Annotated in this window: 11 protein-coding genes and 1 pseudogene; 3 read left to right on the top strand and 9 right to left on the bottom strand. The window is 40.9% G+C overall.

The window, feature by feature from the left end:
* Window positions 1–162 precede the first annotated feature (162 nt).
* The 5 genes from nhaA to OQZ33_RS11140 form a co-directional block, all read right to left on the bottom strand.
* Window positions 163–1323 carry a Na+/H+ antiporter NhaA gene (gene nhaA, locus OQZ33_RS11120; protein ID WP_265799100.1) on the bottom strand — a complete coding sequence of 387 codons (1161 nt, stop codon included), beginning with the start codon at window positions 1321–1323 and terminating at the stop codon, window positions 163–165.
* A gap of 94 nt (window positions 1324–1417) precedes the next feature.
* Window positions 1418–3253: an ABC transporter ATP-binding protein gene (locus tag OQZ33_RS11125; protein ID WP_265799101.1), complete on the bottom strand. Its 1836-nt coding sequence runs from the start codon at window positions 3251–3253 to the stop codon at window positions 1418–1420.
* 692 nt (window positions 3254–3945) lie between these two features.
* The gene (locus OQZ33_RS11130; RefSeq protein WP_265799102.1) at window positions 3946–4866 is read right to left on the bottom strand and encodes a PorP/SprF family type IX secretion system membrane protein; all 921 of its coding nucleotides are present in this window, start codon (window positions 4864–4866) and stop codon (window positions 3946–3948) included.
* An 8-nt stretch (window positions 4867–4874) separates the two neighbouring features.
* Window positions 4875–10619 (bottom strand): lamin tail domain-containing protein, encoded by a 5745-nt coding sequence (locus OQZ33_RS11135; RefSeq protein ID WP_265799103.1) that lies wholly within the window; start codon window positions 10617–10619, stop codon window positions 4875–4877.
* Between the two features lie 148 nt (window positions 10620–10767).
* Window positions 10768–11388, bottom strand: a complete 621-nt coding sequence (locus OQZ33_RS11140) for an L-threonylcarbamoyladenylate synthase (RefSeq protein WP_265799104.1) — start codon at window positions 11386–11388, stop codon at window positions 10768–10770.
* Between the two features lie 127 nt (window positions 11389–11515).
* On the opposite strand from OQZ33_RS11140, the gene OQZ33_RS11145 reads away from it, so the two are divergent.
* Genes OQZ33_RS11145 through OQZ33_RS11155 form a run of 3 tightly spaced genes read left to right on the top strand, consistent with a single transcriptional unit; the run spans window position 11516 to window position 13694 of the window.
* Window positions 11516–11773 carry a type II toxin-antitoxin system Phd/YefM family antitoxin gene (locus tag OQZ33_RS11145; RefSeq protein WP_265799105.1) on the top strand — a complete coding sequence of 86 codons (258 nt, stop codon included), beginning with the start codon at window positions 11516–11518 and terminating at the stop codon, window positions 11771–11773.
* A complete protein-coding gene (locus tag OQZ33_RS11150) occupies window positions 11766–12020 on the top strand; it encodes a Txe/YoeB family addiction module toxin (protein ID WP_265799106.1) in 255 nt (84 codons plus the stop codon). Before OQZ33_RS11145 ends, OQZ33_RS11150 begins: the two co-directional genes overlap by 8 nt.
* 12 nt (window positions 12021–12032) lie before the next feature.
* Window positions 12033–13694, top strand: a complete 1662-nt coding sequence (locus OQZ33_RS11155; RefSeq protein WP_265799107.1) for an FMN-binding glutamate synthase family protein — start codon at window positions 12033–12035, stop codon at window positions 13692–13694.
* Between the two features lie 292 nt (window positions 13695–13986).
* On the opposite strand, the gene asnS is transcribed toward OQZ33_RS11155, so the two are convergent.
* The 4 genes and pseudogenes from asnS to OQZ33_RS11175 all read right to left on the bottom strand — a co-directional run bounded on the left by asnS (window position 13987) and on the right by OQZ33_RS11175 (window position 16878).
* Window positions 13987–15435: an asparagine--tRNA ligase gene (gene asnS, locus OQZ33_RS11160; RefSeq protein WP_265799108.1), complete on the bottom strand. Its 1449-nt coding sequence runs from the start codon at window positions 15433–15435 to the stop codon at window positions 13987–13989.
* A gap of 90 nt (window positions 15436–15525) precedes the next feature.
* Window positions 15526–16059: pseudogene (locus OQZ33_RS24485) on the bottom strand (M28 family peptidase).
* Window positions 15995–16627: a M28 family peptidase gene (locus OQZ33_RS11170; RefSeq protein ID WP_265799109.1), complete on the bottom strand. Its 633-nt coding sequence runs from the start codon at window positions 16625–16627 to the stop codon at window positions 15995–15997. The pseudogene OQZ33_RS24485 and the gene OQZ33_RS11170 overlap by 65 nt, the downstream one beginning before the upstream one ends.
* Window positions 16624–16878, bottom strand: a complete 255-nt coding sequence (locus OQZ33_RS11175; protein WP_265799110.1) for a hypothetical protein — start codon at window positions 16876–16878, stop codon at window positions 16624–16626. Before OQZ33_RS11175 ends, OQZ33_RS11170 begins: the two co-directional genes overlap by 4 nt.
* Window positions 16879–16995: the final 117 nt, after the last annotated feature.

Consider the following 16995-nt stretch of genomic DNA (forward strand, 5'->3'; position numbering starts at 1 on the left):
GGGTGGAAGATCAATAGCAGACATCAAAGTTCTTAGGTATTTTACTCGCTCACTCGTCATTTCGAAATGAGCTTTTCGCGATTGAGAAATCTGTCCACTCATCGTCATCCTCGCGTAGGCGGGGATCCTAAAGCGATGTAAAGGCTGATTATTTCCTTCGGTTTAGTCTTCACTTTTCTTCAACGATTTCAAAAACACAAAACCCACCACACCCGATAAAACCGAAGCGGTTAATATGGCGAACTTCGCTTCGGAAACATGCAAGGCATCGCTAAAAGATAATAGTGCAATAAATATCGACATTGTAAAACCGATGCCTGCCAACATGCCTAAACCTAAAACATGTTTCCAGCCGGCACCAGTCGGTAAATCGGCAAATTTAAGTTTAACGGCCAACCAGGAAAATAACGTCACGCCGATGGTTTTTCCCGCAAATAAACCCACTATAATTCCCAGGCCTAAAGGCGAAACTAGTCCTTTAATCATTTCTTTTTCGAAAGTGATGTTGGTGTTCGCCAGGGCAAAGATTGGCATGATCAGGTAATTTACCGGAACGCTTAAGGCGTGCTCCAACTTTTCTAAAGGAGATAAAACATCCGTTTCGTTTGTAGGGATGGTGAATGCTAAAAGTACACCTGCAATGGTGGCATGAATGCCGGAGTGGTGAATAAAGTACCAAAGAAAGATTCCTGGGATAAGATAGAAGATCAGGCTTTTTACACCGAAATAGTTCATTAAGCTTAATAATACTAAAATTCCGCCGGCCATTGCCAAATATTCAAAATGAATTTGGTTGGTGTAAAATATAGCGATTACTAAGATTGCGCCTAAATCATCAACAATAGCCAAAGCTGCTAAAAATATCTTCAAGCTAGCGGGTACGTTTTTGCCAAGCATGGCAATTATGGCCAGCGCAAAAGCAATGTCCGTGGCCATAGGGATGCCCCAACCGCTAGCAGTTTCGGCTCCTTTGTTAAATATTGCATAAATTGCGGCGGGAACCAGCATGCCACCTAACGCAGCAATTACCGGAAGTGCTGCGTTTTTTAATGAAGATAGTTCGCCTTCTACGAGTTCACGTTTAATTTCCAGCCCCACAAGTAAAAAGAATATGGCCATTAAAGCATCATTAATCCAGGCAAGAATGCTGTAATTAACGTGGCCAAACCCGAGCTTGGTTTCTAAAAAAGCTTCAAAACTTTCTTTCGATGCTGTGTTGGCGATCAGTAAGGAGATGGCTACACAAATTAGCAGTAAGAAACCGCCAACTTGTCCGGAGCGGAAAAAACGTTGAAATACGGCTAGGTTGATTAGTTTCGGCATGATGGCAAAAATAAGGAAAACTTAGTTTCGGCTAGGAATTAATTTTATTTAAATGGAGATATAAGTTCTTGTTTTATTGGCAAACGCTTTGAATTTATTTATAACCTGAGGCCTGTAAATTAAACAGCTCAGCATACTTGCCTCCCGCTTTCAAGAGTTGTTCATGTGTTCCTGACTCGAGCAGCGTTCCCTTCTCTAACACTAAAATCCGGTCGGCTAACCTTGCTGTAGAGAAACGATGTGAAATTAAAACTGCTGATTTTCCTGTAGTGAGTTGTGCAAAACGTTGGAAGACCTCATATTCTGCCCGTGCATCCAATGAAGAGGTAGGCTCATCTAAAATTAATACTTGCGCATCTTTCATGTATGCCCGGGCAAGCGCAACCTTTTGCCATTCGCCGCCCGAAAGTTCAACTCCATCGTTAAATTTCCTGCCTAGCCATTGCTGATAAGCTCCCGGCAGCTTCTGTGCAAGCTCATCTGCCAAACTAAGTTGCGCAGCATTTTTAACCAACTGTTCATTTTCAATTTCCTTAATATTGCCGACCGCAATGTTTTGATAAAAAGTCATTTGATAGCGGATGTAATCCTGGAAAATGATGCCGAGGTTATGCCTTAGGTCGTCTAAATCATAAGCCTTTAAATCCTTTCCGTCTAATAAAATACGACCTTCGCTTGGATCGTACAGTCTGGCCAGGAGTTTAACCAAGGTCGTTTTTCCTGCACCGTTTTCTCCAACCAGGGCCAATTTTTCGCCGGGTTTGAGCTCAAAGCTTAAATTTCTATTCGCCCACCTGTCGCTATTGTGGTATTGAAACCCCACATTTTCAAATACAAAACCTGATTTTATGGGGTTTGGAAAAGGCAGCGCCGCTTTTGGTTTGGTGATTTTCGGCTTGATCTCAAAAAAATCAATGAAATCCTGTAAATAAATGGCGCCTTGAGAAACCATCGTAAACCTTGAAAGCATTGTTTCCATCAAGCTGCTCAGTTGACGAAATGACCCAGCAAGGAAAGTAAGGTTGCCCACCGTCGATTTTCCGGTAACTGTTTCGTAAACAATAAATCCATAGGCCGCATAATAACCAATAGTGCCTAAGATGGAAAAGAATGTACCCCAAATAGATCTGCGCACCGCTAACTTGCTGTTGTCTTGATAAAATTTATCAGACAAAGTTTTGAATTTGTCGATAATGAAATCAGCGAGGCCAAAAATCTTTACTTCCTTTGCCGTTTCATCGCTTGCACCCAGGTAACGTACATAATCGAGTTCCCTGCGCTCTGGTGTCTGACTCCGAGATAATGCATAATTCTTGCTATTAAAATAAGATTCACCCAAAAAAGAAGGGATGATTGCAAGCACTAAAAGGAGAATTAACCACGGGTTAAAAGCAATTAAACCAGTCAAAAGAAAGGCCATAGAGATCAAATCCTGTATCTGGCTCATCACTTGAGAAAGCATTACACTTCGCCCCACTGTTTGCTGCCTTGCCCGTTCAAGCTTATCGTAAAATACCGAATCTTCGAATTGATCCAGATCGAGCGTAGCTGCATGCTCCATTATTTTAATAGAAGTATAATTCGAAAACTGGTCGCCGAGCAAGCTATCTGTTAGATTAATCATTCTGCCCAGTGCATCGTTCAAAATCGCCAGTAAAAATTGTAATCCTACCAGTTCCCAAAGCAGTTGCATATTACCATTCGTGGCGCCGGTACTCAAGTCAACCACCTCATCGATAATGAGTTTGCCCACATAAAGCAGGGCAACCGGCATGGCCGAACGTATTATCCGAAGGATGAAACTGATGATTGTCTTGCTCGGACTGCTTTCCCAAACCAGCTTAAACAAACTGGGCAGATTTTTTAACGATGAAAGGCGTTCTTTAAAAGTTATATTTTCAAGGGGTATTGTATTTCTATTCTTTGCCATAGTGGTGCTGTAATAGCAAAGCTAATTATTGAATGAGTAGTTTTCGGTTTATTTGAAAAAAATAGCATCTATGTTAACAGAGATACTATTAAAACCCGAACAATTTTAATTTGAAAATGTTGGTTACTTCGACAAAATCATAAAACAATATGATCTAATGATTAGGAAACTTATTTTTCAAAGAGTAAAACGTATCGACAGCTGCAAATGAGAATATAACACCTATAAGAAGTACGAGTGATCTCATAGCGATAAAGGGTTGACAAGGTGATTGAAGCTTGCTCTTACTAATCTTTCTTCGGTTTGAAACCGAAGGCTCTTACTTTTTTGCTTGATCAAAAAAGTAACAAAAAAATCAAGGCTTGGAACTGATGTCGGATAAGCCATGCGAAACTTTAATTGCAACAGCGGATTAGGTTCGATGAAGAATCGAACTGACCGCAGTTTTAGTCATTCGGATTTTGAAAGTTTGGGCAAAAGTTTCACCTGCTTCTCTTTCCATCACTTCCTATGCCGGAAAGCAGGATGGCTTTAGCGAGGAGTGGAAGACTCTGCTTTGTAAGGGTTCCTTTTAGCGAAAAGTTTCTGGTGCCTTCTACCTTTCACTGGCAAAGAATAAACTAATAAAGCCACAGAATCATAGATTTCAATCTGCGAATCTGTGGCTAAATTTTTTGTTTATGCTACTCTAGTTATTTTTTCTTTCCGATATTCACCCGAATGTTCACCTCAAAATCGCCATCTGTATAGCCGCTAATGGCTGAAGTTGCTGTGTTGTAGTAGGCCATAAAATATAGAGACGATTTGTAGTTTACGCCGAAGCCGACCGTTGCATTTTGCGTGTTATGATACATGGCCATTACACACAGTTTATCGTTGGCGAAGTTGGCATTTACACCCGCATCCCACAAGTTCTTATAGTTTTTAATTCCTCTGAAAACCCCTTTTGGCTCCAGGCTTATACCGTTCATTCCTTCACCAAGGCTAAATTTATATCCTATAGCCGAATAAAAAGTAGGTTTATTGGCATAGTTTAAATCATCCTTTCTAAAAACAGAGCGGATATTTGGAACGGCGCCTTCTATTGTTAATCCCTTGGAGGTATAAGAAACGCCAAAATCTCCATCAAGATAAGATCCACGATCGTTGAAACGGGCAATTGATGGATCGTTAATATCGCTGTTTCTGATGCTGCTTAAATCTAATCGATCCCTGCTTACTCCAAAGGAAACGCCGAAATTCAGTTGCTGTTCCTTACCACTTAAAGGCAAATGGTAGGCAAAAGTTCCTACGGCCTTTGTGCGTTGTAAATCGCCAGATTTTTCGTTATAAACGTTAACGCCCCAACCTACTTTTCCAACTTGCTGATCTAAAGTTACGCTCTGCGTGAGGGGTGCACCGGGAATATTCGACCACTGTTTGCGGAAACTTCCATTGATATTGAATCCTTCTTTAATACCTGCCATTGATGGGTTTACTAAATAGCGGTTTTGAAAATACTGAGCATTTAAAGGTAAGATCTGCGCCTTCGCTGTGCTGAAAATAAATGACCCAGTTGCAAATAGAAACGTTACGCGACGCATTTGCTTTAAGTTTTTTGTAATTGCTTTCATGTCTGTAATTAGTCTCTAATAATATTAATGTAACCTTTAAAAGTGCCGATTCCAGAACCTAAATCAATAATGTAGTAATAAGTTCCTTCCTCCAGCGGACTTCCATTTACCGTTCCATCCCAATCATTGGCATAAGCTTGTTTAGTGTATAAAATACGACCAGCTTTATCGAAAATCTTAACCGTGTTATTTGGATAATAATCGATGTTTTTCACGATAAACTTATCGTTATACCCATCGCCATTAGGGGTAACTACTGTGCTTGCTTCCAATTTATAATCATCTACAACCGTAATGGTGATCGTTTGCTCACTCACACAACCGCTTGAATTGGTAACGGTTACTTTGTAAATTCCCGTTTGCCTAGGGCGTACCGTTACGGATGAACTCACCTGACCGTTGATGATATCGGCACCCGTCCAGCTGTACTGGTTTCCGCCAGTTGCGCTAAGAATTAAAGCATCACCTTTTGAAATAGAAAGCGCTTTATTCGCGGTAATGGCAACAACTGGGAGCGGATTTACCACTACGATAGCTGTTCCCGTTTGCGATTGACCACAGTTTATATCTGTAACATTTAATAAATTATAGGCAAAGCTTCCAGCTGTATTCACTGGAACCGATACCGCAACAGAAGCATTTGTTCCTGTAGTACTTATTGTTCTGCTTGCGCCACCGTTTACATTATAAGTAAAGGTGTAAGGTGCCGTACCATTTGTACCTGTAAATGTGATTGCAGGTAAAGTACCATTTAAACAAACGGCAGTATTGCCAGAAATGGTAGCCGTAGCTGCAGAAAGCTCCGTCAACTTAAACGTTCTGCTTACTGTATTGATGCCGTCATAGTCGGTTCCTCCATTATCTGTTACGGTTACTGTAATGTTTCCCGAACCATTTACATTATTTTTAAAACGATAAGTGATGGTTCCTTTATCCATTCCACTGGCCGCAATATTTAACACATCGAATAAATTCGGATTATCAGAAGTGATGCTTAGCGTGGTAGTTTGCGTAGTCTCCGGACCAGCAGATATTCCGCTTACCTCAATAGTTTTGTTCCGTGTGGTGAAACAAGATGATTGGTTGGCAATTGGGCTCAGGGTAGGAGCGCCGTTTCCGAAAAGATACCTTGATTTGATTGGATAATGATCGGTTGTGGTTGAACTATAATTGGTTACCAGATTTTTAACGGCATCCAAAACTTCTGCCGTTCCTTGTATGTAATTCAAATTCAAGCTTTTCGTGAGGATTACATTATCTATCACGGTATTGAAACCTGCGGTAGATTGTTTGCCGGCTAAACTCAAAGGCAAGGTAATAGGGAAATAATTAGCAGCATCCAGGGTAAAATCAGCATACGAAGTTCCTGTTCCAGCCGGCATCGGTGCAATGGTTTTATCCGGATTAAGTATATCATTAAAATCCCCTAAAATGATTACCTTTTTGCCAGCCAAATTAGCGTCGATCCAGTTTTTCAATTGCAGGTTTCCACCTTTTCTTCTATTGTAAGAATCGATTTGTTCGGCTGGAGTTCCTGTGTTCGCCTTTGCATGGATTTCAATAAAATAAACCGTTTCCTTTTTGCCGTTAAGGGTTACCTCTGCTTCCATTGCGAAAGGAAAACGACCCGATGACCAGTTTTTGTAAGGTGTTCCATCTACACTCGTTGATGGAATGGAAGGATTATAGGTGTCTTCCAGTACGCCAAAAGTTCTAATCGGTTTTACCAGATCGGTACGGTACATAAAAGCCAGTTTCTGTGCCAGCGGATAATCAATATCTTGTTTATCATCAGCATAAGAACCGAAGGAGCTGAAAACAACATTATATCCCGCAGGCAAAACGGTATTTCTAAATAAAGTGGTATCCACCACTTCGGCGAAGCCATAAATATCTGCATTGATGTTATTGACTATTGTCTTCACATTCGCTGCCTGTTGGGTATCGTTTGCCGGATCTTGTGCCGGACTACCGAACCATTCTATGTTCCAGTTCACCACTTCCAAAGTATTTGCCACATCAAAAGTATTTCCAGCCAGGTTGACCATTTTCGTAGCCGAACCTGCTGTAGCGATATTTAGATTTGCAGAATAAGTGGTGTTAACTGCTGTAGGCGAAAATTTGGCGTAAACAGTAGGGGAGGTATTGTTAATTGCGGCCCTGTTATAGGTTAGTGTTGAGCCGAAAGTGCCATTACTGCTGTTTGCAATACTAAAGTTGGCCGGAGCAGTAACCGTAACATCTCCCGTTAAGTTACCTGCAGAAAATGTAAATGATTTCTCTGTCGAGGTGGTGCCTGCAGCCTGGAAACCAAAATTAACACTCGTTGTAGAAGTGGTGATATCTACTGGTGGTGGAGTATTTGAACTGACCACCGCAAAATCATCAACTGTCAAGCGGCTTGCCGATGAAGTGGTAGAATTGTAAACAAAAGCTACATATACCGGAGTAGCTTTGTAGGCTGAAAGATCGATGTTTCCTGATTTTGTCCAGATATCAGAACCTGTTTCCGGGAACTTGCCATCCAAATTAATCCACGTTGTTAAAGCAGGATTCCCACTTCCGGTGTAATTGGTAGAAACTTTTAGCTGCAATTTATCTCCTGCGAAGGCAGATCTTGTCCAGAAGGAAAGCACCGCATAATTCATGGTTGATAAATTAAGCGCCGGAGAGATCAACCAATCTTCATTCAAGATATTTCCACTGGCAAAACCATTTATTTGCAAGGCATTTCCAGCGCTGGCTGTACCGGTAGCATCATTTGCATCGTGACCGAAAGTAGTTGTACAGCCCCAGGTTTGAGGTCCGGTAACGCTATATTGGTAAAAGCCGTCAGATAATGCAGCACTTCCAACTGTTGTACAATTTTCGAAATTAAAAACGGTTTGATTTGGATCAATCGCAGGTCCTGAAAGTGCCAAAGAAACAGCGGTTGCCCCAGGACTGGTATGCAAAATTGTCCCAGTGGTATTGCCGGCAACCGTTGGGCTAAAGCTCACATAAACCGTTTGGTTGGCAGTTAATTCAGCCGCAGTGTAAGATAAGGTATTCGTAAAAGTGATGTTGTTTTTTGAGATCGCATAAGGTGCGCTTGTGGTAAGTGTAGTTGCGGCAGTTAAATTTCCGGCAGATAAAACATAGCTTTTTGATGCTGAAATGGTGTTAATCGCCTGATTACTAAATGCAAGGGTTTTAGGTGTAGTGATTAAGTAAGGGCCAGCAGTTGAAGCGGGTTCGGTTACGGTCGAATTTTGAGGATTCGCCACTTTAGCCACAAAATCAAAGGTATTATCATCACTATCAAACCCGTTACCAGCAAATTCTTCAGTTCCTCCAATGCCCAATGTTGTCGCATCAGAAGTTGCCGTTGCTTTACGTTCAATGGATGAAGTATTTGATGGAGCAGTTGTTGGCCCTGAACCTTCAAAGGCATTTGCCGTTCCAAAACCTACAAAATCAATAATTTGTGTTCCGGTGGGGCTTGCGCCAGTTTGTGCAGTGGATACATTGCTTAATAAAACCTTGCCAGCCGCACCAGCCATGTTTATGGAACCAATCCGGTCAGGTGTGGGCAAATTCGTGGTGCCGCCACTTCCGGCACCTTGCTGGATGAGATAAAAACTTTTCGCAGCAATGCTTCCTGCAAGTGTGGTTACCTGCCAGCTCGTACCTGTTGAACTTGCATATTGAACGGACCAGCCAGTTAAATTTACTGCTGAGAGCGTTGGATTATACAGTTCGATAAAGTCGTTCTTGTAAATGGCACCTGAATTGCCTCCACCACCGTAAACTTCGGAAACTACCACATGGTTTGCACCCGTTGGTTCTTTTACACTTGAGTTTTGAGGATTTGGTGCTGTAATTACAAAATCTGTGCTGTTGTTGTCTGAGTCAAATCCGTTTCCATCAAATTCTTCAGGGCCACCAACGGCTAAAGTAGTTGTAGTAGAAGTTGCGGTAGCTTTTCTTTCTGCTGATGTTGTGTTAGTCAATACAGCAGTTGGCGTGGTTTCAAATCCGGTTGCAGTTGGGCCGACACCAATTTTATCTACAACGGCTGCGCCGGATGGATTTGCACCTGTTAAAGGAGCAGTCGCGTTACTCAAAATTACTTTGAACGCCGCTCCAGCCATATTGATGGTTCCGGTTACATCGGGGCTTGGCAAATTAATTGTTCCACCAGCACCAGCTGCCTGTTGAATTAAGAAAAACCCTTTAGCTGGAATACTGCCTGTTAATGGCGTAACCTGCCACGATGTTCCAGTTGCAGCGCCATATTGAATGCTCCACCCTGTCAAGCTTACTGAAGTATTGCCTGGATTATAGAGTTCGATAAAATCATTTTTATAAGTTGCACCTGCGTTTCCTCCGCCACCATATACCTCCGAAATCACTACATGAGTGGGGGCGGCGGGCGGTGTTGTTCCCGTTCCGGTTACCGAGATAGTTTGTGTGCCAGCACCTGTGCTTGAAACCGAAATATTTTCATTTGAAAGCACTGCTGCTGTAGGACTAAAACGAGCATAAACTGTTTTACTTGTAGTTAATTCTGCTACCGAATAACTAATGGCAGCGCTAAAACTTACATTGTCTTTTGATAAGGTGAAAGGTGCAGTTGCAGTCAGATTTACTGCATCAGTCAAGCCTGTAGCGCTTAAAACAAAGGTTTTAGGAGCAGAATTTGTACCTGCATTCTGATTGCCAAAATCTAATGAGGTTTTATCAACGGTTAAAATTGATGTCTGGCCAGTTCCGGTTACCGCAACATTTGCGGTTGATGCGCCAGCACTTGTATTTACGATATTACCAGTTGTACTACCGCCCACAGTGGGGCTGTATCTGGCATAAACTAATGGAGATGCGGTAAGTTCTGCAGCGGTATAGCTAAGCGAATTACTAAATGTGCTATTATCCTTAGAGATGGAGAACGGGGCAGTCGCACTCACACTCACGTTTCCTGTTAAATTGGCTCCGCTTAAGGTATAAGATTGTGATGCAGAAACTGAACCTACGTTTTGATTTCCGAATGAAAGGTTATTTGGATTAGCGGCAAGGGTTGGCACTACAGCACTACCCGAAGTAAATGTAAGGTTAAAATTATCTATTGCCGAGGAAGGTCTGTTTCCAGACCCTGTTGTTGCGTTAAGGGTAACAATCCTGATCCAAACTGGCCCGGCATTATTGTCTAAACCTGCACCAAAATCTACCGTAATGGCATTGCTTGAAAATGTACTTCCGCCGGTAACTAGGGTTCCGGTACTCGTAACAGGGGTGAAGGTTGTTGGGCTTGCTCCAAAACCGTAATCTACCACCCAGGCTGCAGCTCTTGGCGAAGAACTATCTAAAGATTGTAAATCGAAACTTAATTTGAGTGCCGATTTTCCTGTTGTGTTTGCAATCTGAAATACAAAAGCTGCTCCCGGGTCTCCAATAGCACCTGTTTGCCTGACTCCCAGGCTGCGGTTTGTTGCAGCATTTTGATCTGTGGTGCTACTTGCTGAGGTTAAGCCAGTTGCTGAAGCGAAGTTTTTAAAGGCTCCTGTTGCATTATTCCAGGCAGTCGGAGCGGTTGTTAACGCTGCTGCTGTACCTAAACTCGTTGCATTTGAACTTAATCTAATGCTGAAACCATTAGGTAATCCAGTTCCAATTCCATTAAAATTTTCAACATACGGAGATGTTGTCAAAGTTACCTGAGCGAAAATTGGAAAGGAAAATAAAAGGAATAAAATGAGAAGTAAAGGTCTTTTCATATAGTTTGTTTTGTTTAGAACAAATGTATATGCAAAAGCCTAATAGTCAGTTTAACTTAATGTTAATTCGCCAGAATGTGGAAAAATAGATTTTATATGGAATAATTTATGTTCACTTAATACGTTGCGCTCACATCAACGATGGTGTTTATAAAAAATCTTCAATGTTGCCTTTGCCTTCACGGATAACTTCAAATTCGCCATTGGTACAATCAATTACTGTTGAAGCTTCGTTGTCTCCAAAGCCTCCATCAATTACCAAATCAACTAAGTTTTCATATTTCTCATGGATCAATTCAGGATCTGTCGAATATTCAACCACGTCGTCATCATCTTTGATTGAAGTTGATAAAATGGGGTTGCCAAGTTCCTTTACAATGCAGCGGGCGATATTATTATCTGGCACCCGAATACCAACAGTTTTTTTGTTAGAGCTTAATAACTTGGGTACATTATTATTGGCATTGAAAATAAATGTAAAGGGACCAGGTAACGCTTTTTTCAATACCCTAAACGTCGTGTTGTCAATCGGTTTAATGTAATCAGAAATGTGTTTCAGGTCGTGGCAAATAAAAGAAAAATTAGCTTTCTCTGGTTTGATTCCTCTAATCCGGGCGATTTTTTCGATCGCCTTGGGATTGGTAATATCGCAACCTAAACCATAAATGGTATCCGTAGGATAAATAATCAAACCACCTTTTTTAAGCACTTCAACCACCTGTTCAATGGCCTTTTCATTTGGGTTTTCTGGATAGATCTTAATAAGCATAGCGTAAAAATAACAAATAATGACGTTAGTTGTTTACGAGATGGTCTAATCATAAAAATTCTAAATATGTACAAAAATTTGTACAGCCGTTTTATTATTTTTAATTTTGATGTATAAAAGAATAAAAATGGAAATCACAAACTATACCTCATTCAGGCAAAGTTTAAAAACCTACCTCGATAAAGTTTTTTCTGATCACATACCTTTGTTTGTAACACGTGCAAAGGGCGAAGATGTGGTGGTATTATCAAAAGCAGATTATGATAGCATGCAGGAAACTTTTTACTTATTAAGGAGTCCAAAAAATGCTTTGCGATTAGAGCAGGGTTTAAAAGACTATGAAAAGGGCTTAGCTAAGCCACATGAATTGCTTGATAATGAATAAATTATTTCTTGATCTTGCATGGGAGGATTATCTGTATTGGCAAAAGGTTGATAAAGCTATTCTGAAAAAAATCAATGCATTATTAAAAGAAATTGAATGTGCACCGTTTGAAGGAACAGGAAAGCCTGAACCATTAAAACATCATTACTCGAGTTGGTGGTCTCGAAGAATAAATTTAGAACACAGACTGGTTTACAAGGTAGAAAATTCAGCTATTATTATTTTGCAATGTAGATATCATACCTAATTTGAACAAAACATGAGAAAAGCTTTCGTTGCTATTGCAGCATTTTTAGTTGCCCTTACCATTATGTTGGGCCTTTATCATCCGTTTTTATGGTGGACTTTCCTTTTCACCGGTCCTTTTGTAATCCTCGGCATTTATGATTTATATCAACCCAAACATAGTATTGTAAGAAATTACCCGGTTTTTGGGCGGTTGAGGTATTTCATGGAGGAATTAAGGCCAAAAGTTTATCAATACTTTGTGGAAAGTGATACGAACGGTACACCTTATAACAGGCTAAACAGGTCTTTGATTTATCAACGTGCTAAAAAAGATAACGATACTATTCCATTTGGAACGCAGCTTAACGTTTATGATAATGGTTACGAATGGTTAAGCCATAGTATTGCTGCCATTTCCCATCACGAGCTTGATTCTGATCCACGTGTGTTGGTGGGTGGGCCAAATTGTAAGAAACCATATTCTGCCAGTATCTATAATATTTCAGCGATGAGTTTCGGCTCTTTAAGTCAGAATGCCATTTTAGCATTGAATGGAGGAGCCAAAATGGGCAACTTTGCTCATAATACAGGTGAAGGTGGAATCAGCGACTACCACCGTCAGCCCGGTGGCGATCTGATCTGGCAAATAGGAACCGGATATTTTGGCTGTCGCCATGAGGATGGGACTTTTAATTATGAAGCCTATGCAGAAAGAGCGGTAACCGAACAGGTAAAAATGGTGGAGATTAAATTATCACAAGGTGCAAAGCCAGGGCATGGCGGGATGTTGCCCGCAAAAAAGGTTACACCAGAGGTGGCACGGATTCGTTTGGTTCCACAGGGTAAAGACATCTTATCACCGCCAGCTCACTCCGCATTCAATACGCCAATCGGGCTCTTAGAATTCGTAAAAACGTTAAGAGATCTTTCTGGCGGAAAGCCTGTTGGATTTAAATTGTGTATCGGGCGCAAGAGCGAATTTTATTCCATTTGCAAAGCGATGATTGAAACCGGTATCTATCCTGATTTTATTACCGTTGATGGGGGTGAAGGGGGAACAGGTGCCGCGCCACAAGAGTTTTCTAACTCGGTGGGTATGCCGTTGAGAGAGGGTGTAGCTTTTGTTTATGATGTGTTGAATGGTTTTGACCTTAAAAAACACATTAAAATTATAGCCTCTGGTAAGGTGTCTTCTGGATTTGATTTGGTTAAGAACATCGCATTAGGAGCTGATATGTGTAATGCTGCCCGTGGAATGATGTTTGCCTTGGGTTGCATTCAGGCTTTGGAGTGTAACAGCAATACTTGCCCAACGGGTGTGGCCACGCAAGATCAAAGTTTAATGAAAGGTTTGGTTGTGGAAGATAAAACTGTGAGGGTGAAAAACTTTCATAATTTAACCGTAGCCAGTGCGGTTGAATTATTAGGTGCGGCAGGACTCCGCGAACCTTCACAGTTGAGTCGTGCTTATATTAACAGGAGGGTAAGCCAGAATGTGATGCAGTCTTATCTGGAAACATTCCCCTATATTCCTGCAGGAAGTTTATTGCAAACCCCTTATCCTACAAGGTTCGAATTGGGTATGGCACTGAGCACAGCAAAAAGTTTTGCGCCAACCGATTATAAAGTATCTGCTGTTGATTATCAACATGCCAATTCTTATAATGATACCATGAGTGAGGAAGGAATATAGTTGAGCTATTTTTTGAAATTTTTTAAGGAGTCAAGTTTTAAAACTTGGCTTTTTTTGTTTTTGATGGTTTTTGCCGAATAGCGTTCTGATGGATGAAGATAAATTAGAATGCTATCCGTAATTTCAAGCGAAGCGGAGAAATCTTTTGAAGAAGAGTTGCCAGGTAAAAAGGTTTTTCCCTTCTGCTGCGCTCTATTCTAAATGACGACTCGTTAGTAAAAAAAATCCGTTTGATTAATTCAAACGGATTTTTCATATCAAATGGATTTCGCTTTTATCCTTTTTGCTTCAGTTAAAACTCTGCGTTTTTAGGGAAACGAGGGAATGCGATCACATCGCGGATGTTTGTCATCCCGGTAACGAACAATACCAAACGTTCGAAGCCTAAACCGAAACCTGCATGTGGTGCCGATCCAAAACGACGGGTATCCAAATACCACCACAACTCATCCTGTGGGATATTCATATCTCCCATGCGTTTCGTTAAACGATCTAAACGTTCTTCACGTTGAGAACCACCAATCATTTCTCCAATGCCCGGGAACAAGATATCCATAGCCGCTACAGTCTGTCTGCCTTCGGCATCTGGCTCATTCTGACGCATGTAGAAAGATTTAATATCAGCCGGGTAATCGGTTAAGATCACTGGTTTTTTGAAGTGTTTTTCTACCAAATATCTTTCGTGTTCACTTTGTAAATCTGCTCCCCACTCATCAATTAAATATTTGAATTGTTTCTTTTGGTTTGGTTTAGATGATTTTAAAATTCTAATCGCTTCTGTATAAGTTAAACGTTCGAACTCGTTAGCTAAACAGAAATCCAATTTTTCTAACAAACCAAATTCACTCCGCTCATTCTGAGGTTTTTGTTTATCTTCTTCAGCCAAACGTGTGTTTAAAAATTCCAGTTCTTCTTTGCAGTTATCCAAAGCATAGTTAATTACATACTTCATCATGTCTTCCGCAAGTTGCATGTTATCTTCCAAATCAGCAAAAGCCACTTCTGGCTCAATCATCCAAAACTCAGCCAGGTGGCGGGTAGTATTTGAGTTTTCTGCTCTAAAAGTAGGACCGAAGGTGTAAATCTGTCCGAATGCCATGGCCGCTAATTCGCCTTCCAGCTGACCAGAAACGGTTAAGTTGGTAGCACGGGCGAAGAAATCCTGTGAAAAATCGACCTTCCCATCGTCAGTACGAGGGGTATTGTCGAAATCTAAAGTGGTTACTTTAAACATTTCTCCGGCTCCTTCGGCATCACTCGCAGTAATAACTGGCGTGTGCATATAAACAAAGCCGCGCTCGTTGTAAAACTGGTGTATCGCGAAAGCCAAAGCATGACGGACTTTAAATACGGCATTAAAAGTATTGGTACGGAAACGCAAGTGGGCAATTTCACGCAAAAACTCCAAGCTGTGTTTTTTTGGTTGCAATGGGAATTTTTCAGGATCACTGTCTCCCAAAATCTCAACCGTTGTTGCTTTAATTTCAACTGATTGGCCCTTTCCTAACGACTCGACCAATTTACCAGTTGCAGAGATAGCTGCACCAGTAGTTATTCTTTTTAACAGCTCTTCTGGTAAATTATTAAAATCAACTACAACCTGGATATTGCCCATGCAAGATCCATCATTTAAGGCAATGAATTGATTATTCCGGAAGGTTCTAACCCATCCCATAACCGTTACTTCTGTGTCAAATGCTGTCGACTTTAATAAATCTTTAATTTGCTGTCTCTTAATCATATTGTTATTTGTAAAAGGCACAAATTTAGGAAAAAAAATGCATCGGTTAACAATTAGCAGTATCCAATTTTCGGTTATTGAAACTGCGAACTACAAACTGTTGTTTGATTTATCTCTTGCTGCTTTAAACTCTGATCCGGCTTTCCATTGCGGAAAAGTAGTTTCGTTGCTTAATTTGTAACCTACGGTAAATAGGATATTTGCAATTTGCGCAAAGCCTTTCGTGTTCATTTGTGGCGAGTAAGCATCTGAAGGTTGATGGTAATGTTTCTCATAATAGCCCAATCTCTGTTCTTGTCCCCATTTAGCGCCATGTTCCTTGCTGTTGAAGCCATTCACGATATCGATTGCGGGTACGCCCACTTTTGCAAAATCGAAATGATCAGAACGATATTAGCTTCCTGCACTTGGGCGGGTGTCGCCAACTGCTTCCAAGTCATTATCCTTGAGCAACTTGACGATGTAATCTTTCACCTCGTTTTGGCCTTTTCCTTTAATTGAAATGTCTTTGGTTTCGCCATAGAAACCTAGCGCATCCATATTTAAGTTGGCTACCGTTTTATTTAATGGATAGATTGGGTTTAAGGCATAATATTCTGAACCTAGTAAAACTATGTTCTTCACCGGTTACTGCTAAAAATACAATAGATCTTTTTGGCTTTTCTTTTGACTCCTGAAAAGCTTTGGCAATGGACAGCATTGCTGCAACACCGCTTGCATTATCTACAGCGCCATTGTAAATAGAATCGCCATTGATTTTGGGTGCGATGCCGAAATGACCCCAGTGTGCAGAGTAAATAATCGTTTCTTCCGGTCGTTTACTTCCTTTAATAATTCCTATCACATTTTGCGAAGTGGAATATTTGTATTTATTGTTTAAAGTTACAGTTACCGTTTGGTTTAGCGGAACAGTTTTAAAATCCTTTCGTCGGGCATACTCACGAATATCTCCGGTGATTCCAGCGTTAGCAAGTAACTTTGCTGCCGCCTGCTCCGTCATCCAGCCTTCAAGTGTATATCTCGATTTGTGTTTGTCAGCAGCCTGGAGGTATAACCTTGAACCGGTATTGCTATTGGTAATTACCGACCAGCAGTAGCTAGCAGGTTCCGTTTGATGTATAATGATTACTCCAGCAGCGCCTTGTCTGGCTGCTTCCTCATATTTGTACATCCAGCGACCATAATAAGTCATGGTATCGCCTCTGAAAACATTTTATCTTTTGCGTTAAAACCAGGATCACTGATTAATACCACGACTGTTTTACCCTTTATATCCAGGTTTTTGTAGTCTTTCCAGTTAAATTCTGGTGCCACAATACCGAAACCTGCAAAAACAAGCGGCGAATTTTTCAATTGAATGGTATCCTGTTCTCGTCTGGTAACTGCAACGAAATCATCAACTGCTTTAAATTTCAGTTTTTCTTTCCCGCCATTTATTTCCATTTTTTCTTATGGGGTAGAAGTGATTTCGACCATTGGCACTTTTTGAATGTAACTGCCATTGTTGCCAGGTTCTACCCCCTCGGTTTTTAGTGTCGACGACATATAATTCACAGTTTT

The organism is Pedobacter sp. MC2016-05 (assembly GCF_026239735.1).
Lineage (GTDB): Bacteria > Bacteroidota > Bacteroidia > Sphingobacteriales > Sphingobacteriaceae > Pedobacter.

Bases quoted from the DNA above. Each gene is read 5' to 3' on its own strand.
- nhaA (WP_265799100.1), bottom strand. From the start codon at position 1,323: ATGCCGAAACTAATCAACCTAGCCGTATTTCAACGTTTTTTCCGCTCC.
- OQZ33_RS11125 (WP_265799101.1), bottom strand. From the start codon at position 3,253: ATGGCAAAGAATAGAAATACAATACCCCTTGAAAATATAACTTTTAAA.
- OQZ33_RS11130 (WP_265799102.1), bottom strand. From the start codon at position 4,866: ATGAAAGCAATTACAAAAAACTTAAAGCAAATGCGTCGCGTAACGTTT.
- OQZ33_RS11135 (WP_265799103.1), bottom strand. From the start codon at position 10,619: ATGAAAAGACCTTTACTTCTCATTTTATTCCTTTTATTTTCCTTTCCA.
- OQZ33_RS11140 (WP_265799104.1), bottom strand. From the start codon at position 11,388: ATGCTTATTAAGATCTATCCAGAAAACCCAAATGAAAAGGCCATTGAA.
- OQZ33_RS11145 (WP_265799105.1), top strand. From the start codon at position 11,516: ATGGAAATCACAAACTATACCTCATTCAGGCAAAGTTTAAAAACCTAC.
- OQZ33_RS11150 (WP_265799106.1), top strand. From the start codon at position 11,766: ATGAATAAATTATTTCTTGATCTTGCATGGGAGGATTATCTGTATTGG.
- OQZ33_RS11155 (WP_265799107.1), top strand. From the start codon at position 12,033: ATGAGAAAAGCTTTCGTTGCTATTGCAGCATTTTTAGTTGCCCTTACC.
- asnS (WP_265799108.1), bottom strand. From the start codon at position 15,435: ATGATTAAGAGACAGCAAATTAAAGATTTATTAAAGTCGACAGCATTT.
- OQZ33_RS11170 (WP_265799109.1), bottom strand. From the start codon at position 16,627: ATGACTTATTATGGTCGCTGGATGTACAAATATGAGGAAGCAGCCAGA.
- OQZ33_RS11175 (WP_265799110.1), bottom strand. From the start codon at position 16,878: ATGGAAATAAATGGCGGGAAAGAAAAACTGAAATTTAAAGCAGTTGAT.